Source organism: Sedimenticola hydrogenitrophicus (genome assembly GCF_029017505.1).
In the GTDB taxonomy this organism is placed as follows: Bacteria; Pseudomonadota; Gammaproteobacteria; order Chromatiales; family Chromatiaceae; genus Sedimenticola; species Sedimenticola hydrogenitrophicus_A.
In genome coordinates, this window is sequence record NZ_JAQGEI010000003.1 from 1 (window position 1) to 22,400 (window position 22,400).

At 60.6% G+C, this 22,400-nt stretch carries 24 protein-coding genes; 18 read left to right on the plus strand and 6 right to left on the minus strand.

The window, feature by feature from the left end; genetic code table 11:
• Nucleotides 1–31: 31 nt before the first annotated feature.
• On the plus strand, nt 32–472 hold the full coding sequence (gene rnhA, locus O9K64_RS02325) for a ribonuclease HI (protein WP_275096468.1): 441 nt from the start codon (nt 32–34) through the stop codon (nt 470–472).
• Between the two features lie 4 nt (nt 473–476).
• Nucleotides 477–1,208 (plus strand): DNA polymerase III subunit epsilon, encoded by a 732-nt coding sequence (gene dnaQ / locus O9K64_RS02330; protein WP_275096469.1) that lies wholly within the window; start codon nt 477–479, stop codon nt 1,206–1,208.
• A 13-nt stretch (nt 1,209–1,221) separates the two neighbouring features.
• Here the strand turns inward: dnaQ and fnr are convergent, their stop codons facing one another.
• A complete protein-coding gene (fnr, locus tag O9K64_RS02335) occupies nt 1,222–1,983 on the minus strand; it encodes a fumarate/nitrate reduction transcriptional regulator Fnr (protein ID WP_275096470.1) in 762 nt (253 codons plus the stop codon).
• A 362-nt stretch (nt 1,984–2,345) separates the two neighbouring features.
• On the opposite strand from fnr, the gene O9K64_RS02340 reads away from it, so the two are divergent.
• From O9K64_RS02340 to ispD, 5 genes are all read left to right on the plus strand, one after another.
• On the plus strand, nt 2,346–3,995 hold the full coding sequence (locus O9K64_RS02340) for a CTP synthase (protein WP_275096471.1): 1,650 nt from the start codon (nt 2,346–2,348) through the stop codon (nt 3,993–3,995).
• On the plus strand, nt 3,992–4,825 hold the full coding sequence (gene kdsA / locus O9K64_RS02345) for a 3-deoxy-8-phosphooctulonate synthase (RefSeq protein WP_275096472.1): 834 nt from the start codon (nt 3,992–3,994) through the stop codon (nt 4,823–4,825). Before O9K64_RS02340 ends, kdsA begins: the two co-directional genes overlap by 4 nt.
• Nucleotides 4,826–5,063: 238 nt before the next feature.
• Nucleotides 5,064–6,341: a phosphopyruvate hydratase gene (eno, locus tag O9K64_RS02350; RefSeq protein WP_275096473.1), complete on the plus strand. Its 1,278-nt coding sequence runs from the start codon at nt 5,064–5,066 to the stop codon at nt 6,339–6,341.
• 148 nt (nt 6,342–6,489) lie between these two features.
• Nucleotides 6,490–6,783 (plus strand): cell division protein FtsB, encoded by a 294-nt coding sequence (gene ftsB, locus O9K64_RS02355; RefSeq protein ID WP_335342217.1) that lies wholly within the window; start codon nt 6,490–6,492, stop codon nt 6,781–6,783.
• 5 nt (nt 6,784–6,788) lie between these two features.
• A complete protein-coding gene (ispD, locus tag O9K64_RS02360) occupies nt 6,789–7,490 on the plus strand; it encodes a 2-C-methyl-D-erythritol 4-phosphate cytidylyltransferase (protein ID WP_275096660.1) in 702 nt (233 codons plus the stop codon).
• A gap of 17 nt (nt 7,491–7,507) precedes the next feature.
• Here ispD and O9K64_RS02365 read toward each other — a convergent pair whose 3' ends face one another.
• Nucleotides 7,508–7,852, minus strand: coding sequence for a TusE/DsrC/DsvC family sulfur relay protein (locus O9K64_RS02365; protein WP_275096474.1), 345 nt, complete (start codon nt 7,850–7,852; stop codon nt 7,508–7,510).
• Between the two features lie 156 nt (nt 7,853–8,008).
• Between O9K64_RS02365 and ispF the strand changes: the two genes are divergently transcribed.
• The 3 genes from ispF to truD all read left to right on the plus strand — a co-directional run bounded on the left by ispF (nt 8,009) and on the right by truD (nt 11,681).
• Nucleotides 8,009–8,500, plus strand: a complete 492-nt coding sequence (gene ispF / locus O9K64_RS02370) for a 2-C-methyl-D-erythritol 2,4-cyclodiphosphate synthase (RefSeq protein ID WP_275096475.1) — start codon at nt 8,009–8,011, stop codon at nt 8,498–8,500.
• Nucleotides 8,501–8,640: 140 nt separating this feature from the next.
• On the plus strand, nt 8,641–10,539 hold the full coding sequence (locus O9K64_RS02375) for an ATP-binding protein (protein ID WP_275096476.1): 1,899 nt from the start codon (nt 8,641–8,643) through the stop codon (nt 10,537–10,539).
• A gap of 74 nt (nt 10,540–10,613) precedes the next feature.
• A complete protein-coding gene (gene truD / locus O9K64_RS02380) occupies nt 10,614–11,681 on the plus strand; it encodes a tRNA pseudouridine(13) synthase TruD (RefSeq protein ID WP_275096477.1) in 1,068 nt (355 codons plus the stop codon).
• On the opposite strand, the gene O9K64_RS02385 is transcribed toward truD, so the two are convergent.
• Entirely contained in the window at nt 11,639–12,193 is a 555-nt protein-coding gene (locus O9K64_RS02385; RefSeq protein ID WP_275096478.1) for a Smr/MutS family protein, read from the minus strand. The two genes, truD and O9K64_RS02385, sit on opposite strands and share 43 nt — an antisense overlap.
• A 157-nt stretch (nt 12,194–12,350) precedes the next feature.
• Here O9K64_RS02385 and surE point away from each other — a divergent pair, with 157 nt between their 5' ends.
• The 6 genes from surE (at nt 12,351) to O9K64_RS02415 (ending at nt 17,286) form a co-directional block, all read left to right on the plus strand.
• Entirely contained in the window at nt 12,351–13,103 is a 753-nt protein-coding gene (gene surE, locus O9K64_RS02390; RefSeq protein WP_275096479.1) for a 5'/3'-nucleotidase SurE, read from the plus strand.
• Nucleotides 13,100–13,762, plus strand: a complete 663-nt coding sequence (locus O9K64_RS02395; RefSeq protein ID WP_275096480.1) for a protein-L-isoaspartate(D-aspartate) O-methyltransferase — start codon at nt 13,100–13,102, stop codon at nt 13,760–13,762. The genes surE and O9K64_RS02395 overlap by 4 nt, the downstream gene beginning before the upstream one ends.
• The gene (locus tag O9K64_RS02400) at nt 13,762–14,346 is read left to right on the plus strand and encodes a YqaA family protein (RefSeq protein ID WP_275096481.1); all 585 of its coding nucleotides are present in this window, start codon (nt 13,762–13,764) and stop codon (nt 14,344–14,346) included. Before O9K64_RS02395 ends, O9K64_RS02400 begins: the two co-directional genes overlap by 1 nt.
• Before the next feature lie 67 nt (nt 14,347–14,413).
• Complete coding sequence (locus O9K64_RS02405) at nt 14,414–15,289, plus strand: peptidoglycan DD-metalloendopeptidase family protein (protein ID WP_275096482.1); 876 nt, start codon at nt 14,414–14,416, stop codon at nt 15,287–15,289.
• Nucleotides 15,290–15,333: 44 nt separating this feature from the next.
• Nucleotides 15,334–16,308 carry an RNA polymerase sigma factor RpoS gene (gene rpoS / locus O9K64_RS02410; protein ID WP_335342218.1) on the plus strand — a complete coding sequence of 325 codons (975 nt, stop codon included), beginning with the start codon at nt 15,334–15,336 and terminating at the stop codon, nt 16,306–16,308.
• 219 nt (nt 16,309–16,527) lie between these two features.
• Entirely contained in the window at nt 16,528–17,286 is a 759-nt protein-coding gene (locus tag O9K64_RS02415; RefSeq protein WP_275096484.1) for a helix-turn-helix domain-containing protein, read from the plus strand.
• A gap of 19 nt (nt 17,287–17,305) precedes the next feature.
• Here O9K64_RS02415 and O9K64_RS02420 read toward each other — a convergent pair whose 3' ends face one another.
• Complete coding sequence (locus tag O9K64_RS02420; protein WP_275096485.1) at nt 17,306–17,734, minus strand: SirB2 family protein; 429 nt, start codon at nt 17,732–17,734, stop codon at nt 17,306–17,308.
• Nucleotides 17,735–18,202: 468 nt separating this feature from the next.
• Between O9K64_RS02420 and ubiU the strand changes: the two genes are divergently transcribed.
• Both ubiU and ubiV read left to right on the plus strand, forming a co-directional pair.
• A complete protein-coding gene (ubiU, locus tag O9K64_RS02425) occupies nt 18,203–19,198 on the plus strand; it encodes a ubiquinone anaerobic biosynthesis protein UbiU (RefSeq protein WP_275096486.1) in 996 nt (331 codons plus the stop codon).
• 14 nt (nt 19,199–19,212) lie between these two features.
• On the plus strand, nt 19,213–20,133 hold the full coding sequence (gene ubiV / locus O9K64_RS02430) for a ubiquinone anaerobic biosynthesis protein UbiV (protein ID WP_275096487.1): 921 nt from the start codon (nt 19,213–19,215) through the stop codon (nt 20,131–20,133).
• A gap of 194 nt (nt 20,134–20,327) precedes the next feature.
• Here ubiV and ubiT read toward each other — a convergent pair whose 3' ends face one another.
• Nucleotides 20,328–20,876, minus strand: coding sequence for a ubiquinone anaerobic biosynthesis accessory factor UbiT (ubiT, locus tag O9K64_RS02435; RefSeq protein WP_275096488.1), 549 nt, complete (start codon nt 20,874–20,876; stop codon nt 20,328–20,330).
• A 58-nt stretch (nt 20,877–20,934) separates the two neighbouring features.
• A complete protein-coding gene (cysG, locus tag O9K64_RS02440) occupies nt 20,935–22,368 on the minus strand; it encodes a siroheme synthase CysG (protein ID WP_275096489.1) in 1,434 nt (477 codons plus the stop codon).
• Nucleotides 22,369–22,400: the final 32 nt, after the last annotated feature.

Here is a 22,400-nt window from a genome sequence, read left to right on the forward strand (position 1 = left end):
TAACATAAGACATACCAGGAGAGGCGATTAAGTGAGTGGACGGGTGGAGATATTTACCGATGGCGCCTGCAAGGGCAATCCCGGTCCGGGCGGCTGGGGCGCGGTGATGCGCTATAACGGCAAGGAGCGGCAGTTATATGGTGGCGAGCAGCAGACCACCAATAACCGGATGGAGCTGATGGCCGTAATCAGTGCCCTGGAGGCGCTGACCCGTCCGGCCAGCGTGCGGGTGACGACCGATTCGAAATATGTGCAAAACGGCATTACCGAATGGATCGGCAACTGGAAGCGGAACGGCTGGAAAACCGCGGCCAGAAAGCCGGTCAAGAACAGTGATCTCTGGCAGCGCCTGGATCAGTTGGTGACGACGCATGATGTGAACTGGGCCTGGGTCAAAGGGCATAGCGGGCATCCGGAAAATGAGCTGGCCGACCAGTTGGCCAACAGGGGAGTAGCGGAGTTGGGGGTATGAGGATATGAGTCCGCGGCAGATTGTACTGGATACGGAAACCACCGGTCTGGAACCGGCGCAGGGGCACCGAATCATCGAGATCGGTTGTGTGGAGATGGTCGACCGGCGCTTGACCGGGAATAACTTCCATCAATATCTGCAGCCCGACCGGGAGATCGACCAGGCGGCGATCGAGGTGCATGGCATCACCAATGAATTTCTCGCCGACAAACCCCGGTTTGCCGATGTGGTGGAGGATTTTATCGCCTATATTCGGGGTGCCGAGCTGATCATTCACAACGCGCCGTTCGATGTGGGGTTCCTCAACCACGAGTTGAGGTTGTTGCCGGGGGAGCAGCCGCCGCTGGACACCGTCTGCCGTGTGCTGGACACCCTGGTGATGGCGAAAAAGATGCACCCGGGGCAGCGCAACAGCCTGGACGCCCTGTGCAAGCGCTATGACATCAACAACAGCCACCGGGAGCTGCACGGCGCGCTGCTCGATGCGGAGATCCTGGCCGACGTCTATCTGATGATGACCGGTGGTCAGGGTGCCCTGTCACTGGACACGGGCGGCGGCGAGGGGGAGTCCGCCGGGGAGCGGATTCAGCGCCTGGATGCGAACCGGCCGCGGTTGCAGGTGGTCCGGGCCAGCGTCGACGAGTTGACCATTCACCAGCAGCGGCTCGATCTGATCGAGAAGGGGGCTGGCGGTGGATGTGTGTGGCGACGTCTGGAGCAGCCGGACCGGGAGTGATCGGGTGGGGGAATCAGGGGATCTGCCGCTCGCGAACACCGCCACCCTGATCGTTGTGCAGAATCTGTTTCAGCCGCTCGATATCCATCAGCTGGATGTGCTTGCGTTCCACCTTCAGCAGCCCCTCGTCCTGGAAGCGGGTGAACAGGCGGCTGACGGTCTCCACCGCCAGGCCCAGGTAGTTGCCGATTTCGTGCCGGGACATGCTGAGGTAGAAGTCGGAGGGTGAGAAGCCGCGTCGCTGGAAGCGACCGGAGAGACTCAGCAGGAAGGAGGCCAGCCGCTCCTCGGCATTGCGCTTGCCCAGCAGGGTCAGCATATCCTCGTCATGACCGATCTCCCGGCTAAGCAGCCGGTACATCTGGTGCTGCAGGCTGGGGATGGTGCTGCTCAGCTCCTCCAGCCGGGTGAAGGGAATCTCGCACACCGCGGTGGTCTCCAGAATCTTGGCGGAGCAGTGGTGATAACCGGTCTCGATCGCATCCAACCCGATCATCTCTCCCGGCAGGTGGAAACCCAGGACCTGCTCGCTGCCGTCCTCGCCCGGGTCGAAGCTCTTGACCGTGCCGGTCTTGACCACATAGATGCACTGGAATTCGTCGCCCTGGCGGAACAGGTGGTCGCCGCGATGCAGCGGCCGGCTGCGCCTGACGATAGTGTCAAGCTGATCCACATCCTCCGGGGTCAGGCCCATGGGCAGGCAGAGGGAAGTAAGGCTACAGTTCCTGCAGGCAACCTTGATATTGTCAAAAGAGATGACCTTGTGTTCGCTCATGGCAATACCTTACTTCTCCATCGGAAAGGATATTTTGCAGATTGCTTTGCCCTGGATCAAGTAACTTTTCCTGTCGCAACCGGCAGAAGGCGCCGGGCGGTGCCGTATGGCGGGTGTTTTTTTACCCCGAATGGCGTGTGTAGGGAGCCATTCTCAGCGCTTCGGCACGGTTTATTCCGCTCCGCCGGCCGGTATAAGGGGGGGGCGGCATCTGTTCACCCGTCTCCGTCCGGGGAGTCTTGTGAGGCGGTTCCCGGAGACAATAAATAAGCGGCCTTTCGATTGAGGCTGCTGCCGCTTTCGCGTACTATTAAACCCCGTCCTGAATGATTTCTTTCCTCCACCACAAGACATTAGAGTCTATGACCAAATTCGTATTTATCACGGGCGGTGTTGTTTCCTCACTGGGCAAGGGTATTGCCTCCGCTTCACTGGCCGCCCTGCTGGAAGCGCGTGGTCTCAAAGTCACCATGATCAAGCTGGATCCCTATATCAACGTGGATCCCGGTACCATGAGTCCGTTCCAGCACGGCGAGGTGTTCGTTACCGAGGACGGCGCGGAAACCGACCTCGATCTGGGTCACTATGAGCGTTTCATCCGCGCCACCATGGGCCGCAACAACAATTTCACCACCGGCCAGATCTATGAAAGCGTTATCCGCAAGGAGCGGCGCGGTGACTACCTGGGCGGCACCGTGCAGGTGATTCCCCATATCACCAATGAGATGAAGGACAGTATCCGGCTGGGCGCCGGCGACGCCGATATCGCCCTGGTGGAGATCGGCGGCACCGTGGGTGATATCGAATCCCTGCCGTTCCTGGAGGCGATTCGCCAAATGGGCGTGGAGCTGGGAAAACATAACGCCCTGTTCCTGCACCTGACCCTGGTGCCCTATATTCGCACTTCGGGTGAGATCAAGACCAAACCGACCCAGCACTCGGTCAAGGAGCTGCGCTCCATCGGCATCCAGCCCGATGTGCTGCTGTGTCGTTGCGAGAGCCCGCTGCCGGAGGGCGAGCGCCAGAAGATCGCCCTGTTCACCAATGTCCCCGAGGAGGCGGTGATCACCGGGGTGGACGCGGATAACATCTACCGGATTCCGCTACTGCTGCACGAACAGAAGATGGATGAGATCGTGGTACGCCAGCTGGGACTCAATGTGCCGGCGGCGGATCTGTCCGAATGGCGGGCGGTGATCGACGGTCTGGAGAACACCGACGGCAGCGTCACGGTGGCCATGGTCGGCAAGTACATGAATCTGACCGAGGCCTACAAGTCCCTCTCCGAGGCGCTGATCCATGCCGGGATTCATACCCACACCAAGATCAATATTAAATACATAGACTCCGAACAGGTGGAGAAAGAGGGCACCGACTGCCTGACGGGCGTGGATGCGATCCTGGTCCCCGGCGGCTTCGGTGAGCGGGGCGTGGAGGGCAAGATCGCGACCGTGCGCTATGCCCGCGAACTGCGCATCCCCTACCTGGGTATCTGCCTGGGCATGCAGGTGGCGGTCATCGAATATGCCCGTCACATGGCGGGCATGGCCGATGCCCACAGTACCGAATTCAATCGCGAGACGCCCTATCCGGTGATCGCGCTGATCACCGAGTGGCTCAACGCAGATGGCGAGCTGGAGGTGCGCAACGAAAACTCCGATCTCGGCGGCAGCATGCGGCTGGGCGGACAGGAGTGCCGGCTGGCCGAGGATAGCCTGACCCGCAAACTGTATGCCAGCGATACCATTATCGAGCGCCATCGGCATCGCTATGAGTTCAATAACCAGTATCTGCCGGTGCTGGAGAAGGCGGGGCTGAAGATCGCCGGCCGCTCGATGGATGGCAAGCTGGTCGAGATTGTCGAGATCAGGGATCATCCCTGGTTTGTCGCCTGCCAGTTCCATCCGGAGTTCACCTCCACCCCGCGGGACGGCCATCCGCTGTTCACCGGTTTTGTCCAGGCGGCACGGAAGCATAAATACGAGATGAGCAGGGAGAGTGTGCAGGCATGAAACTATGTGAATTCGAGGCGGGTCTTGAGCACCCGCTGTTCCTGATCGCCGGTCCCTGTGTGGTGGAGAGCGAGCAGCTGGCGCTGGATACCGCCGGAGCGTTGAAGGCGCTGACCGATCGGCTGGGTATCCCCTTTATCTACAAATCCTCCTTCGACAAGGCCAACCGCTCCTCCGGGGAGAGCTATCGCGGACCCGGAATGGAAGCGGGGCTGAAGATCCTGGAGAAGGTGAAACGGGAGATCGGCGTCCCGCTGCTGACCGATGTGCACGAAGACACCCCGTTGCATGAGGTGGCCGCAGTGGTGGATGTGCTGCAGACACCGGCCTTCCTCTGTCGCCAGACCAACTTTATCAAGGCGGTGGCCAGCCAGGGGCTTCCGGTCAACTTGAAAAAGGGGCAGTTCCTGGCGCCCTGGGACATGAAACACGTGGTGGAGAAGGCACGCAGTACCGGTAACCCGCAGATCATGGTGTGCGAGCGTGGTGCCTCCTTCGGCTACAACAACCTGGTCTCCGATATGCGTTCGCTGGCGGTGATGCGTGAGTCCCGTGTCCCGGTGGTGTTTGACGCCACCCACTCGGTGCAGCTGCCGGGCGGACAGGGCAATGTCTCGGGCGGGCAGCGCGAGTTCGTGCCGGTGCTGGCTCGCGCCGCCGTGGCGGCGGGGGTGGCCGGGCTGTTCATGGAGACCCATCCGAACCCGGAACAGGCCTTGAGCGACGGCCCCAACTCCTGGCCGCTACAGCGGATGGAGGAGCTGCTGGAGACCCTGATGGAGCTGGACCGGGCGGTCAAGCGGCGCGGGTTTATCGAGGACACGCTTTGAGATAACCACGTGTTGAGATAAAAAAAGTGTCCCGGATCGGGGTATTCGGGGATTAAGTTATGTATGGCACCGCGGCGGCATGTAAGCGCCCTGCCATAATAACAGCGTATGGTTTGATCCGGTCGAAAACTGAATTATTTATACTTTTATCTTATCCGCGAGTCTGTCGGGCGGGTCCTTAATAGATAGATCCGCGTTAAATCCGACAGGCTTTTGGAGCCAATAAACTGGAGTGACAATGTCTGAGATTGTTGATGTTCGAGGTCGTGAAATCCTGGACTCCCGTGGCAACCCCACCGTAGAGGCGGATATCATCACCGCCGATGGCGCGATCGGCCGGGCCGTGGCCCCGTCGGGGGCCTCCACCGGATCGCGCGAGGCGCTGGAGCTGCGTGACGGCGACCCGCGGCGCTACCTGGGCAAGGGCGTGCTGAAGGCGGTCGGCAACATCACCGGCGAGCTGAAACAGGCATTACTGGGTTTGGATGTGCAGAATCAGGTCGGGCTGGACCGCAAGATCATCCAACTGGACGGTACCGAGAACAAGGACCGGCTGGGCGCCAACGCCCTGCTGGCCGTCTCCCTGGCGGCGGCCCATGCAGCGGCCCAGGAGCGGGCGCTGCCCCTCTATCGCGCCCTCTCGGAGGGGCCGTTCCGCATGCCGGTGCCGATGATGAACATCATCAACGGCGGCTCCCATGCCGACAACAGCGTGGATATCCAGGAGTTCATGATCCTGCCGGTGGGCGCCGGCTCCATCCGCGAGGCGGTCCGCTACGGCGCCGAGGTGTTCCATGCCCTGAAGGCGGTGCTGAAGGCCCGCGGCCTCAATACCAACGTGGGTGACGAGGGAGGCTTTGCCCCGAATCTGTCCTCCAATGTGGCGGCGATCGAAGTGATTCTGGAGGCGATCGAGAAGAGCGGCTTCAAGGTGGGCAGTGACATCTACCTGGGCCTGGATGTGGCCAGTTCCGAGTTCTACAGGGACGGGGTGTATGACCTCGCCTCGGAAGGCCGCCAATTCAATGCGGCGGAGTTTGTCGACTATCTGGCCGGTATCGTCGACCAGTATCCGATCATCTCTGTCGAGGACGGCATGGACGAGAGCGACTGGGACGGCTGGAAACTGCTGACCGAGCGGCTCGGCAGTCGGGTGCAGCTGGTGGGCGACGATCTGTTCGTCACCAATACCAAGATCCTCGCCCGCGGTATCGAGCAGGGTATCGCCAACTCCATCCTGATCAAGTTCAACCAGATCGGCACCCTGACCGAGACCCTGGAAGCGATCAATATGGCCAGGGATGCCGGCTACACCGCGGTGGTCTCCCACCGCTCCGGCGAGACCGAGGACACCACCATCGCCGACCTGGTGGTGGCGGCCGATACCGGGCAGATCAAGACCGGCTCACTGAGCCGCACCGACCGGGTGGCGAAGTATAACCAGTTGATGCGCATCGAGGACCAGCTGGGCAGCGAGGCGGTTTATGCGGGTAAAGGGGCATTTAACTGCCTCTGAACGGCGAGTATCCATCGCCGAATCGTTAAGGTAGATGATGTGTAACTACTCACCCGGTTTGTAAGTGATTGGCCTGCCTTGTTGGCCTCACACGATGGCTGGACCAAGATCGGCCAACAAGGCAGGCCAATCACCCGTGAGTAGTTAGATGATGCTACGTATCCTGATGCTGCTGCTTTTTGCCATGCTGGTGGTGCTCCAGTACCGCCTCTGGGTGGGCGAGGGGAGCCTGGCGGAGCTGCATCTGCTGAAACAGGAGATCGAACAGCAGAAGGGCGAGTTGCGGCAGATGCGTCGGCGCAATCAGGCGCTTCAGGCCGAGGTGGACGACCTGAAGAAGGGACTGGAGGCGATCGAGGAGCGGGCGCGGAATGATCTCGGCATGATTCGCCAGGGTGAGACCTTTTACCAGATCATCGAACCCCGGGAGGGCAAACGGTGACCCGGCTGGCCAGGCGCCACTGGGCGGTGGTGCCGGCGGCGGGGGTCGGCCGGCGCATGGGGGGGGCGGTACCGAAACAGTATCTGAACCTGCATGGCCGCCCGGTCATCGACCACACCCTGCGGACCCTGGTGGCGCATCCGCGGATTGCCCGGGTGATCGTGGCTGTCTCGGCGACGGACGCCTGGTGGAGCGGGACGGCCTATGCGGAACATCCCCGGATACAGCGGGTAGCGGGCGGCAGGGAACGAGCCGATTCGGTGCTGAACGGCCTGTTGGCGCTGCAGGGCGAGGCCGATGCCATGGACTGGGTACTGGTGCATGATGCGGCGAGACCCTGCCTGCACCGGAGCGACCTGGACAGGCTGCTGCAAGCCCTGGCCGGGCACCCGGTGGGCGGGTTGCTGGCGATACCGTTCAGCGACACCATCAAACGGGCGGACCCCGCGGGCAGGGTGCTGGAGACCGTCCCCCGGGAACAACTCTGGCGGGCGTTCACCCCGCAGATGTTTCGTTATGCCGCCTTGCGTGAGGCACTGGAACGGGCTCGTGAAGACGGACTGCTGGTCACCGATGAGTCGAGCGCCATGGAGCGCTCAGGCGCGGCCCCGCTACTGATTGCGGGGCGCAGCGACAATATCAAGATCACCTCTCCCGAAGACCTGGTGCTGGCCGGTTTCTTTCTCGAACGGCAGGGCGGCGGTTGACCCGCCGGTGGCATGGTTCAATGGACGCTGCCGAAGGAGAGATCCAGGGCGTATTGCGGCAGCGGGATGCCGGAAATCTTGCAGGCCTGCACCACGGGTCCGCGCGGGAACAGGGTGTAGAGATAGCGTTTGCCGCCCTCCTTGCCGAATCGCCGGCTGAGGATCTTGAGCAGCAGTCGCGCGCTGCAGCCGGTTCCATGGGAATCGCAGTGGTCGCGCAGAAAGTGAATGACCTGCCAGTGCTTGTCGGTCAGCTCGATATGCTCCTCCGCCGCCAGTAACTCGGCCAGGGTCGGATTCCATTGGTAGAAGCTGTCGGGTAGCTGGCGCTGTTCGATGGATAACGGGTCCATTTTTGGCATCTTCCTCTCCTCCCGGTTGATTGAGGAACGCTACGGTCACTTTCTTCTTATTAGCTGTTATAAAAGAGTAGTTCATGGTAGCCGAGGCTGCCTGTCGCCCGAAGGCGGTTCGGGGCTTGGGAGCGTTTTTACATACTTAACCCGTGAGGTGATGCGATGCGCATAGGCCAGGGCTATGATGCCCACCGGTTTGCCCCCGGCAGACCCCTGATCCTGGGGGGGGTGAGGATCGATCACCCGTTCGGCCTGGAGGCGCATTCCGATGGCGATGTGCTGATCCATGCGCTCTGTGACGGGCTGCTCGGCGCCGCGGGGTTGCGGGATATCGGTTTTCATTTTCCCGACAGCAGCGCCGAGTACAAGGCTATCGATAGTCGCAAACTGCTCGTCCGGGTGGCCGGGTTGCTGGAAGCGGAAGGGTGGACGCTGGGCAATGCCGATATCACTGTGGTGGCACAGGCGCCAAAACTCAGTCCGCACATCGATGCCATGCGTGCGCTCCTGGGCACTGATCTGCGCTGCGATCCAAAAAATATCAACATCAAGGCGACCACTACCGAAGGGATGGGGTTTGCCGGCCGTGGCGAGGGGATCGCCTGCTATGCCGTGGTACTGCTGGTCCGGGGAGACGCAAGGGCTTCGACCTGATTCTATTTTGTCAGATGCTGGTGCTGTGCGGAGAACTACAGGGTGGAAGGCCCAACGTAGCCAACCTGAATCGATCTAACAAAGTAGCGCTAACGCTATCCATTTGAACGGAACATGACCGTCAGCGATCCGGAGACGTGGTGAGGATAAAACGCAGAAACAGCCTTACCTACAAACAGGCATTGATCACCGTGATGACGGTGTTCGTCATTGGTCTGGCCCTATCGCTCTATCAGATACTGATTGATCTGGAGCAGGAAAAACTGCATGTGGATCAGACGGTCAAGCAGGTACTGCGGCTACTGAACTCGGCGGCGGCCCAGGCCGCCTACAGTCTGGACGACACCCTGGCGCGGCAGGTTGTAAATGGCCTGTTTGAATATCCCCCGGTGTTTAAGGCGGAGCTCAGGGATGACCTCGGTGGCGTGCTGGCCACGGCCGAGCGACCACGGGTGGACTCCCCCCTGCGCCACTTAGCGAACCGGCTGGTGGGCGACAGTGAGAGCTACCAGCTCCCGCTGGAGTGGCCCGGGCGGACACGCCCGGTGGGGATGCTGACGCTGTCGGTCGACCCCTATCTGGTGACGGCGGGCTTCTTTGAGCGGGCGGAACTGATCCTGCTGTTCGGCATCGTCCGGATCCTGGTGCTGGCGCTGTTGCTGAGTGTGATTTTCTACTTCACCCTCACCAAACCGCTGATAAGGACCGCCGCATCGTTTGCCGCAATCAATCCCGAGGATAATTCCAACGCCAGGATCGCCATGCCCCCGGGGCATCGGCAGGATGAGATCGGCCTGCTGGTGGATACGGGGAATCGGGTGCTGGACGCGTACCGCCTGCACATCCGCCAGCAGGAGGAGGCGGAGGCCGAGCTCAACCGGCTGCGCAATCTGTTGGGTAATGTGGTGGACTCCATGCCCTCATCACTGATCTGTGTGGATGTGGATTGTCGGGTGATCCAGTGGAACCGGCAGGCGGAGCGGGTTACCGGGGTCACCGCGACACAGGCGGCAGGGCGCCACCTGATCTCCGTGTTTCCCCTGCTGGCACAAGAGATGACGCATATACGGGACGCTATCCGCAAAGGCCTGTCGTCCCACGACCAGCGTCTGAACTCAGTCGAGGGGGAGGCGCTCCGGCTTTATGACGTGACCATCTATCCGCTAACCACCAACGGCATCGACGGCGCGGTGATCCGGGTGGACGATGTCACCGAGCGGGTACGTATTGAAGAGTTGATGATCCAGTCGGAGAAGATGCTCTCGATCGGCGGGCTGGCGGCCGGCATGGCGCACGAGATCAATAATCCGCTGGCGGGCATACTGCAGAATATCCAGGTGATCCAGAACCGGATCCGGGCGGATCTGCCCGCCAACAGAAAGACCGCGGCAGAGTGCGGAACGACGCTGCAGTCGGTCACACGCTATCTCGATGAACGTAAGGTCTATGAGATGATCGAGCGGATCCGGGAGTCCGGAAAGCGGGCCGCGAAGATCGTCGACAATATGCTGAGTTTCAGCCGTAAAAGCAGTCGCCATCTGCAACCCTGCGATATGGTCGAACTGATGGAACTGTCGCTTGAACTGGCGGCCAACGGCTACCGCCTGGAGGAGGGCTTTGATTTCAGACAGATCGGGATCGTCAGGGAATACGACGATGCTCTGCCGCTGGTCTGTTGTGAGTCCAGCCAGATTCAGCAGGTGCTGCTCAACCTGTTGAAGAATGGAGCCCAGGCAATGGCCGAATCCCGCACCCCGGAGGCGGCGCGCTTCATTCTCAGGATACGCGGCGAATCCACCGCCGTCAGGCTGGAGGTCGAGGATAACGGGACGGGTGTTCCGCAAGATCAGGTCAACCGCATTTTTGAACCCTTCTTTACTACCAAGCCGATCGGGGTGGGCACCGGCCTCGGGCTGTCCGTCGCCTACTTCATTATCAGGGAGAATTATGGCGGGGAGCTGTTTGTGGAGTCCCCGCCGGGTGGTGGTGCGCGATTCGTGCTGCGGTTGCCCTGCGACAGTGTGTACCCGACGGCCTGAGATCGCCGCATCGGTTCGGCGTGCAGTCGCGGATTCGGTTAGAATGGTCATTTTTCACCACCTGAACAGATACCGTGACTGAACCTGAGAACAGACTGCTGCCTTTTGCCTATGGGACGCCCCGTTGTCGCGGGGTGATCCGACACACTCCCGAGGACTTCGTGGTGGATGAGATCCCGTTGCTGGAAGCGGACGGTGAAGGGGAGCATCTGCTGCTGCATGTGGAGAAACGTGACAGCAATACCGCCTGGGTAGCCGGCGTGCTGGCCCGCTTTGCCGGCGTCCCGCGCATGGATGTCAGCTATGCCGGATTGAAGGATCGGCACGCCGTGACCCGGCAGTGGTTTTCAATCCGCCTGACCGGCAAACCGGAGCCGGACTGGGACGCCATCGGATCGGGCGAATTCCGGGTGCTGCAAACCGCCAGACACAGCCGGAAGCTGCGCGTCGGCGCATTGAAGGGGAACCGGTTCAGCATTCGGGTGCGGGCGTTTGAAGGGGATGAGGCGGCGCTGGATGCAACCCTGCAGCGTATCGCACACGAGGGGATACCCAACTATTTCGGCGAGCAGCGCTTCGGCACGGATGATGCAAACCTGGCAGCGGCCCGCGCCCTGTTCAGTGGTGAGCTGAAGCGGGTGAAGCGGGAGCAGCGCGGTTTCTATCTCTCCGCGGCCCGCTCGCTGCTGTTCAACAAGGTGCTGGCGGCCCGGGTCGATGCCGGCAACTGGAACCGGCCGCTGGCCGGGGAACGGATGATGCTGAATGGGACGCGCAGCAGTTTCCCGGCCGCTGCGGTCGATGATGAGATAAGCCGGCGCCATCGGGAGATGGATATCCATCCCTCGGGTCCCCTGTGGGGGCGCGGTGAGGCTATGGTCACGGCCGAGGTGGCCGAGCTGGAGTCGGCGGTACTGCTGCCGGAGCGGTTCTGGTGCGAGGGGCTGGAGGGCTTCGGACTGCAGATGGAGCGGCGCGCCCTGCGGGTACCGGTGAGCGATCTGGTCTGGAGCCGGCAGGGTGATCTGCTGGAGTTGGACTTCAGCCTGCCCAAGGGCTGTTTCGCCACCGCGCTACTCAGGGAGTGTGTCGACTACCGTCAATCGCTATCCCTGGATCCCTTGCGCGAGAGCAGCACATAGGCCGCACCGGTGCCCCCGTCAAACCGGGGGGCGGAACAGAAGGCGAGCACTTCATCGCGTTGTCGCAGCCATTGATTGATTTTCTGTTTCAGGACCGGTTGTCGGTCTTCCGAGCGAGAGCCCTTGCCGTGGATGATCTGCACCACCCGCAGCCGGTGGCGGATGGCATGCGCCAGAAAACCGGCCAGCGCCTGGCGCGCCTCCACCACCCGCAGGCCGTGCAGGTCGAGCATATCCTCGGGCGGGATGCTGCCGCGCCGCAGTTCCTGAAACAGGCGGTGTTGGATCCCCGGGCGGACGAACTCCAGCTCCTCGCCGGTCTCGATATTGAGATCGGTAAACTCGTCACTCAGTCCATCCCCCGTCACCTTGGGATTGGGCGGGAGCGGTAGCGGTTTCAACCTGGGCTTGTAGGGCGTCGCCTTGTCGTGCTCATGGCGCACGGCGCCATCCATCTCCTGTTGGAAAAGGAGGTCGACTTCGCCCGGTTTCTGCTGTTCATCGCCATTCATTACGGCAACCAGTATACCATTCCGGGATCAACTGTTAGGCAATCCTGCCGCTATACCGGTAATCCATGCCGCGAACCGTACGCTGCCAGTCGAGTAGTTGTGGCATTTCCAGTATAGTTTGGCCTTTGAACCAGAGCATTTGGTGCCTTGATTTTGTATGAAGATTTTACTGAGTAACGATGACGGCTACCTGGCCCCGGGGCTGAGGATACTGGCGGCCGAGCTGTCGGCCCTGGCCGAGATTACCGTGGTAGCCCCGGAGCGCAACCGCAGCGGGGCCAGCAATTCGCTGACCCTGGAGTATCCGATACGCGCGGAACTGGCGGATAACGGTTTTATCCGGGTGGATGGAACTCCGACCGACTGTGTCCATCTGGCCATCACCGGCCTGCTGGATGAGGAGCCGGACATGGTGATTGCCGGCATCAATGCGGGTGCCAACCTGGGCGATGACGTGCTCTATTCCGGCACCGTGGCGGCTGCCACCGAGGGACGGTTCCTGGGTCTGCCGGCGATCGCCCTCTCCATGAATGCCCATGAACCGAAGCATTTTGCCACCGGGGCGCAGGTCGCCCGGGAACTGGTTCAGCATCTGCAGGCGGAACCCCTGGCCTCGGATACCATTATCAATGTGAATATACCGGATCTCCCCTATGCGGAGCTGAAGGGTTATCAGGTCACCCGGCTCGGCCATCGTCATCGGGCCGAACCGGTAGTGCGCGACACCGACCCGCGGGGGCGCACAATATACTGGGTGGGACCGGCCGGCCTCGAGCAGGATGCCGGTGCGGGCACGGATTTTCATGCCATCAGGGAGGGCTACGTCTCGGTCACGCCGCTCCAGGTGGACCTGACCCGGCATGCCGATATCGATCGCCTGGGTGACTGGCTGAGCAGGCTGGGGCGATGAGCAGTACCATGCACCGCGGCATCGGCATGACCTCACAGCGCACCCGGGAGCGGTTGATACAGCGCCTGCGGGATGAAGGCATCGGCAACCGCGCCGTCCTCGACGCCATCCGCCATACACCGCGTCATATCTTCGTGGATGAGGCGCTCGCCAGTCGGGCCTATGAGGATACCGCACTGCCCATCGGCCAGGGCCAGACCATCTCCCAGCCGTTTATCGTGGCCCGGATGACCGAACTGCTGCTGGAAGTGGCGTCGATGGAGACGGTGCTGGAGATCGGTACCGGTTCCGGATACCAGACGGCGATCCTGTCGCGGCTGGTAAAACGGGTCTATAGCGTGGAGCGGATCAAATCATTGCACCTGCAGGCGAGAAGACGCTTCCAGGAGCTGCATATCCGGAATATCCGTCTGCAGCATCGCGACGGGGGTATGGGGCTACCTGAATATGCGCCATTCGACGGCATACTGGTCACCGCGGCCCCGGAGGGCATTCCCCTGGCGCTGGTGGAACAGCTGCGTGTCGGAGGCTGTATGATCCTGCCCATCGGCAATCGCTCCGAGCAGGTCCTGGTGCGGGTGATCCGCACCCGGACCGGCTATGAGAAGGAGCTGCTCGAACAGGTGGTTTTCGTCCCGCTGCTGGGGGGCACGCTCTGATGAAACTCTTTTCCCGTCTGTATACGCGTGTGCTCCAGTGGTCGCGCCATCGCCATGCCCCGCACTACCTGGCCGGGCTCAGTTTTGCCGAATCCTCGTTTTTCCCCATCCCCCCCGATGTCATGCTGGCGCCGATGACCCTGGCCAATCCCGACAAGGCGTGGAACTTCGCCGCTTTGACCACGGTGGCATCCGTCCTGGGGGGGCTGCTGGGCTATCTGATCGGCCTGTTCGCCTTTGAGCTGATCGAACCCCTGCTTCGGGGAGCGGGCTATTTTCCCAAATATCTGCAGGTGCGGGAGTGGTTTGGCGAGTGGGGCTTTTGGGCGATCTTCCTGGCCGGATTCTCGCCCATTCCCTACAAACTGTTCACCATCTCTGCCGGGGTCATCTCGATGGCGTTGTTGCCCTTTATCCTGGCGTCTTTTATCGGGCGCGGCGCACGCTTCTTCCTGGTGGCCGGCCTGATGGCCTGGGGCGGTGAACGTATGGAGGGTACACTGCATAAATATATTGATAGGATTGGCTGGACTTCGGTGCTGCTGATCGGCCTGGCCGTCACCTGGGTCAAGCTATCCCAGTAGTCTTTGGCAGGAGCAGCGCGGCAAACCAGGAGCAGGCGTAATATTGACAGGTAAGGCGTATGGCAAAATGATCGGTCTCCGGATCGGCTGCAACGACATCCGGTTTATTGCGCCGGGTCCGCGGGCAAAGGCCGCCAGGAGGGTTCGTGACTGCCTGATCGTATTGCTGTTGACCGGAAGTCTGGGCGGGTGCGGCGCCCCGGTGAGGGCGCCGGTGGTTTCCCGTGACCACCCGCCACCGCAGCACGTCGGCGCCAGACCCGCGGCCTACCGGGTAGCGCAAGGCGACACCCTATACTCCATCGCCTGGCGTTTCGGCATCGATTACACCTCCATTGCCCGCTGGAACGGAATCGGGCACCCTTATACCATCTATCCAGGCCAGCGCTTGAGTCTGGTGCCCGCACCTCGAAAACGGGTGGTCCGTCGGGTTTCGACAAAAACCCCACAATCGACAGGTGCCGCTCGACCGAATAAACCGGTAGTATCTGGTAAGCAGGTATCCAGATTGCCGCCAAAGGGAGTATCATCAAGCCAGACTGAAGCACAAAACGGTGGTAGGGATCTAAAGTTACATTGGCTATGGCCAACAAAAGGTCCAGTGGTAGAGCGTTTTGTCAAAGGCGATCCGGTGAGAAAAGGGGTGAAGATCGAGGGGCAATATGGAGCCTCGGTCAACGCAGCGGAGACAGGCAAGGTGGTCTACGCAGGAAGTGGTTTGATTGGATACGGGCGGCTGGTTATCATCAAACACAACAAAAATTTTCTCAGCGCCTACGGTTACAATAAAAAAATCCATGTTAAAGAAGGTGATACGGTAAAGAAGGGGATACGTATTGCGGAAATGGGCAGTGATGGAAATGGAAAACCCATGCTTCATTTTGAGATCAGACGTAATGGTGCGCCTGTTGATCCACTGAAGCTGTTGCCGCGAGACCGATGATTTACTCATCGGTCGGTCCGCGGAGATTTGACAGGAGGATTTTTATGGTCAAACGGCAGTTGGATAAGGAGAGTGTAGGGAATGCCGGCTTGCCGGCATCCCCGGGAACCACGACAAGGACGAAGCGGCCTGCGGAAAAGGATGTAAAAATTATATCCGAGAGTGAAGATGCGGTCGGTCAATCTGCCCAGATGGACGCAACGCGACTCTATCTGAGTGAAATTGGTGGTTCAAAACTGCTGACCGCGCAAGAGGAGGTGATGCTGGCCCGGCTGGCGCAGAAAGGCGATATCGCCGCCCGACAACGCATGATCGAAAGTAATCTGCGATTAGTGGTAAAGATTGCCCGACGCTACATGAATCGCGGCCTTGCCCTGCTCGATCTGATAGAGGAGGGAAATCTGGGTCTGATTCGGGCGGTGGAAAAATTCGATCCGGAACGGGGATTCCGCTTCTCAACCTACGCCACCTGGTGGATCCGGCAGACCATCGAACGGGCGATCATGAATCAGACGCGCACCATTCGCCTGCCGATTCATGTGGTCAAGGAGATCAATGTCTATCTGCGTGCGGCACGAACCCTGACCCAGCAACTGGACCATGAGCCGACCGCCGATGAGATAGCGGAACTGCTCGACAAGCCGATCGATGAAGTCAAGCACATGCTGGGCTTGAATGAGCGGATCACCTCCGTTGACACGCCGTTCGGCAAGAATGCCGATAAACCGCTGCTCGACACCATCCCGGATGTGCAGTCGGAAGACCCTTCCGACAGCCTGCAGAGCGAGGGGATGACCGCGAATCTGGATGATTGGTTGAACAAGCTGAATGATAAGCAACGTGAGGTGGTGGAGCGGCGGTTTGGGCTGCACGGCTATGAAAACGCCACCCTGGAGCAGGTAGCCAATGAACTGGGGGTCACCCGGGAGCGGGTCCGACAGATTCAGATGGATGCCCTGAAGCGCCTGCGTGGCATCCTGGAAAAGGATGGGTTTTCCGTGGAAGCGTTATTCAAGTAAGCTACGGTCTGACGTTTGTCAGCAAAACGGCACCCTGTTCAGGTGGCACTGGCAGGGTGTCATGCTGTCCTCCGGCGGGAAATTCATGCCGACACCGGGTGAGGGCAATTTACCGCAACCCATGGCGGTGAATAAGAATTACTGCTAGACCTTGTATAATTATTGCCATATTTTTGGCAGGATATGTTGAACCATCAGCGACCGGACAACGATGGACGAATGGAAAAACTGAAGAAACAGATTCCTCATATTGGGCGTAGAAGGGTACCGGAAAAACTGGCGGCCGGTGAAGTGGCCTGCCAGGATTGCGGCATGGACCCGATGTGCTCCATCCTTGAGTATGCCGAGGAGGGGAGTCATGTGCCAGAAGGGGTGCTGCTGCGGCGTCGCCAGGTGGCCCGCGGGGAGACGATCTTTCTCAAAGACGATTCGTTCCGGTCGGTTTTTGCCGTCAAATCTGGGTCTTTCAAGACCTACATTCCCAAAGTCTCCGGTCATGATCAGGTGGTCGGTTTTCACCTGATCGGCGAGCTGATCGGCATGGAGGGTCTCTCCAGCCAGCGATACCCCTATACCGCCCGCGCACTGCAGGACAGCAGCGTCTGTGAGTTGCGAATGGAGTCACTCGCGGACACCGGGTACCTACTGGAGGAGTTGCAGCGGGGCATTATCAGCATGTTGAGTGCCGAGGTGGCGTTCAACCACCAACTGATCACCGCACTGATCCACCAGAGTGCGGATCAGCGTCTTGCCGGATTTCTGCTCAATCTGACCAAGCGTCTGTATTCGCGCGGCATGCGCCAGGCAGAGTTTCAGATCGGCATGTCGAGAAGCGATATCGGCAGTTATCTCGGGCTGGCGAGTGAAACGGTCAGCCGGGTGCTGACGCGGTTTCAGAAAATTGGCCTGATTCAGCTGCGCCACAAACGCCTGCGCCTGTTGGATCCGGACGGTCTGAGAGAGATCGCCGAGCATTGATTCCTCCGCGGATCGGTCGCTAGCCAAACCAATCTCCCCAGGGTTGGGGGTTGCGGGTCAGGGCGACCGAGACGATATAGGCCACGCTAAGCAGGGCCAGCAAGCCGAACAGGGTTCGGCTACGCCGCGAACGGGCCCATCTGAACGCAAACATCCCCAGCACGATATAGAGCAGCAGGGCGGCCAGCTTGGCCGTCAGCCAGGGGGCCGCAAACGGGTATTGCCGGCTCATCACCGCCAGGCCGATCCCGGCCAGCAGCAGCAGGGTGTCATTGACCTGGGATATCCACCTGACCCAGCGGTGGTTGAACAGGCGTGACCGCTGCAACATCCAGGCAAAGCGCAGGGTGAAAAAACCGATGGTGAAAATCACCGTACTGACATGCAGGGTTTTGATCCAGTAGTAGAGCATGGCGTCCGAAGCTGGCCGGTAATGGCTGCGAAGCATACCGGTAACCGTCGCCCAGGCCAAGACGGGCGCCACCACAGACCAGTATGACGTCATCTAACCCTGAGCAGCGGGGCAAGGATCTGCCTGCTTGCTTGCCGGGATGTCGTAAACCCATTGCATCCTCGGCTACGTAAACGGTACATCCCTGTACCACTCCTCCTGGGGGCTTGCCGTGGTCGTTCCGGCCTCGCAGCACATCTGCTTCAGTGTTCGGCTGCGCGCGAAGCTACGCTTGCCTCACCCATGGCCACGGACACCCGTCAATCAAGCAGTCAGATCCACTTTTACAAGCAGTTGCGTGTTTAGATGACATAGCCTGAGTCAAAGACTCTGTCGATGATTAAACCCGTACTAATTAGGGGTTGTCTGTATGGTGTTGGGGAAGGGATAATTAACTTAGAAAAACTGCAGGAAATGCGCAACCGATTGATTTTGGATTAAAGATCGATACCAGGAGTCTGATCGATGGAATTAGTATGCCCTGCCGGAAATCTGCCCTCCCTCAAGGCCGCGGTGGATAATGGTGCCAATGCCGTCTATTTCGGATTTCGTGACGATACCAATGCCCGGCATTTTGCCGGTCTGAACTTTGGCCCGGCCAAGATCGCGGAGGGTATCCGCTATGCCCACCAGCGCGGGGTGAAGGTGTTCCTGGCACTCAATACCTACCCCCAGCCGGATGGCTGGAGCCGCTGGCAGAACGCGGTGGATCAGGCAGCCGAGCTGGGGGTGGATGCCATGATCGCCGCGGATATCGGGGTCATGGACTATGCGGCAAATCGCTATCCGGAGCTTAAACTGCACCTCTCGGTTCAGGGCTCAGCCACCAATTACGAGGCGTTGCAGTTCTACAAGGAGAACTTCGGTATCCGCCGCGCCGTACTGCCCAGGGTACTCTCCCTTAGTCAGGTGGAGCATGTGGTCAACAACAGCCCGGTCGAGATCGAGGTGTTTGGGTTCGGCAGTCTCTGTGTGATGGTGGAGGGGCGCTGCATTCTCTCCTCCTATGCCACCGGCCGCTCGCCCAACACCTATGGCGCCTGTTCGCCGGCCAGTCATGTGGAGTGGCGCGAGACCCCGGAGGGTCTGGAGACCCGCTTGGGCGGGGTCCTGATCGACCGTTTCGCCAAGGGCGAGAATGCCGGTTATCCCACGCTCTGCAAGGGGAGTTTCCGGGTCGGCGGCAATACCTATCACGCTATGGAAGAGCCGACCAGCCTGAACACCCTGGAACTCCTGCCCCAGCTTCAGGCCACCGGTGTCGTGGCGATCAAGATTGAGGGACGCCAGCGCAGCCCGGTCTATGTCCAGCAGGTGGCCAGAGTCTGGCGCGCGGCGCTGGATGCCTGTGAACGGGATCCGCAAAACTACCGCCCTCAGGCCGCGTGGATGGCCGAACTGGGCAAGGTATCGGAAGGGACGCAAACCACTCTTGGCGCCTATAGTCGCCCCTGGCAGTGAAGGTCTCTACCATTATGCATACACAGCCGAAACTCTCGCTCGGACCCGTGCTTTATTATTGGGCAAAGGACCAACTGCTCGACTTCTACGAAGAGATGGCGGCCGCACCGGTGGATATCATCTATCTGGGCGAGACGATCTGTTCCAAACGTAACCTGATGCGCACCGACGACTGGTTTTCTTTGGCCGAACGACTGGCCGCGGCGGGGAAAGAGGTGGTGTTCTCCACCCTGGCGCTGCTGGAGGCGGAGTCTGAGCTGAAGCGGCTGCGGCGCTTGTGCGAGAATGGCGTGCATATGGTTGAAGCCAATGACATGGGGGCGGTGCAGCTGATGCGTGGCAAGCCCTTCGTCGCGGGCCATAGCGTGAATATTTATAACGACCGGACCCTCAGTCTGCTGGCGCGGCAGGGCCTCAGGCGCTGGGTGTTTCCGGTCGAACTCTCCAGCCAGACCCTGCAGACCATGCAGGAGCGGAGGCCGGCGGGGGTGGAGACCGAGCTGTTCGCCTTTGGCCGGCTGCCGCTGGCCTATTCAGCGCGCTGCTTTACCGCCCGTGCCTTCAATCTGCCGAAAGATGACTGTCAGTATCGCTGCCTGGACTTTCCGGATGGGCTGACCCTGGCCGCGCAGGACGATACCCGCTTCCTCGCCCTGAACGGCATCCAGACCCAGTCGGCGCATACCTTCAACCTGCTCCCGGAGCTGGAGCAGGTCCGGGCACTGGGTGTGGATGTGCTGCGCATCAGTCCCCAGGCCAATCACACCGCAAAGGTGGTAGGGCTGTTCAGTGGCTGCATCAAGGGCGAGATCGACCTGATAACCGCCTGCGAGAAGCTGGAACGGCTGGTCCCGGTGGGTTCGTGCAACGGCTACTGGCACGGGGCGGCCGGGATGGAGAACCGGGCCCAGGCGGCGGCCGAAAGTCTGATGTGAAGGCCCCAAAGCCAGTCACAGGGCGTCCCATGGGCGCCGTCGGCTGGCTCCTCCCCGCCATATACTTGCGGCACGAGTCCGGTTCATAGCCTGGATGGAAGTCTCCTCCTCCTGTAACTACTCACGGGGTGATAGGCCTACCTTCCCGGCCTCACATGATGGCTTGTATCCTCCTTTGCTATAGGGGGAGGCGGTTACCGGCTACGGCGTCCCAGACCGGGAAAAGGCAGCCTCGGCTTCGGCAGTCTGGGTCGTGGCAGGGTGGGGATCCGTCCGATCAGGGTGGTGACGCCGTTCATCAGCTTCAGGAACGGGCCGATGCGTTCGTCCAACTCCAGGGCGTCGAGGAAGTTCTTCACGTAGAGCCCCAGTTCGGTGTCGCCGCCGAGCCGCAGACGGCGATTGAAAAACAGGGTGTCGGCATCTTCACGCCGGGTGGCAAGCAGCAGGAAATCGTAAATCGATCCCTCGATGCTCAGGTCATGCGGCCTGTTGTTCTCCGCAGCGGCCAGGACACCGTCCCGCAGGGTGATGCTGAAATGGAGTCGGGCGTCCAGTACATCCACACGCATCACCTTGCCTTCCAGAAAGTCCAGCTCGCCATCCGCCAGCTCCGGGGAAAACAGTCGGTTCAGCAGCTTGACCATCACCTGACTGTAGGTGGTACCCGGTACCAGGCTGAGCGGAAGTGCCAGCGGTGCCGGCAGATAGGGGTTTCCGGGAATGGGGGGCATGTTATTCATGATAATACCAATGGTCTGCTGACTCGTGGGTTGATCCTCAGGGTCCTGGCTGCCGCGTTCAGCCGAGGGCGGGGCCGACCGGGGAGGTGGCGCCGCTTCGGGGAACGTCAGGCGTCTTGTACCAGCTCAGTTTATCCTGAAGCTGCACCACTTCGCCGACAATGATCAGGGTGGGGGGCTTGGGCCGTTCCCGATCGACGATTGCCTGGATGCTGCTCAGGGTGCCGGTGAAGACCTTCTGTTTTTCGGTGGTGCCCTGTTGGATCAGGGCGATGGGCATTTCCGGCGATACCCCATGTTCGATCAGTTTCTGGACGATCACCGGCAGCCCCACCAGCCCCATATAGAACACCACGGTCTGGCGCGGTTGGGCGAGCTGTCCCCAGTTGAGATTGATGGTGCCGTCTTTCAGGTGCCCGGTAACGAAGGTCACGGACTGCGCGTAATCCCGGTGAGTCAGGGGAATGCCGGAATAGGCGGCACAGCCGGAGGCCGCGGTAATGGCGGGTACCACCTGAAACGGCACGCCTTCCGCCGAGAGGGTGTCGATCTCCTCGCCGCCGCGGCCGAAGATGAAGGGGTCGCCCCCCTTGAGGCGGACCACCCGCTTGCCTTTTTTTGCCAGATCCACCAGCAGCTGGTTGATCTCCTCCTGGCGCATGGCGTGATGATCCCGTTCCTTGCCGACGTAGATCCGCTCGGCGTCGCGCCGGGTCAGTTCCAGGACAGGCGCGGCGACCAGCCGGTCATAGACCACCACGTCGGCCTGCTGCATCAGGCGCAGGGCACGGAAGGTGAGCAGGTCCGGATCGCCCGGTCCCCCGCCTACCAGATAGACCTCGCCCATGCCTCCACTGGATTCGGTACTCTCCAGCGCCCGCTCCATGCCGGCATCCGCCTCTTCCATATGACCGGAGAAGACCCGCTCAGCGACCCCGCTCTGTAACACCTTTTCCCAGAACAGACGGCGATCCGTGGGGTCCTGGAAACGGGCCTTGACGCGGTCACGGAAACGATTGGCCAACTCGGCCAGGCGACCGTAACCCGCGGGAATCAGGGTCTCCAGCCGGCTGCGGATGATGCGCGCCAGTACCGGTGAGGCCCCGCCGGTCGAGATGGCGGCAACCACCGGGGAGCGGTCGATGATCGAGGGCGTGATAAAGGTACAGAGCTCCGGCTGATCCACCACATTGACCGGCAGATGGCGGCTGCGGGCCGCTTCGGAGACTTGCCGGTTCACCTGCGGATCGGCGGTGGCGGCAATGACCAGGCAGGTGTCATCCAGGTCCTGACTCTGGAACTCCCGAGCGACGTGCTCAATCAGCCCTTTTTCCACTGTGGCCGTCAAGTCGGAACAGAGTTCGGGTGAAATGACCCGGATCTTACCCTGTGCCTTCAATAGCAGTGCCACTTTTCTGGCGGCCACGTTACCCCCGCCAACCACCAGACTTGTGCCGTTTTTTATATCGAGGAAAATGGGAAAGAAATCCATCGGTTACCTTCGTAAGCGGTGTTTGAGTGCGT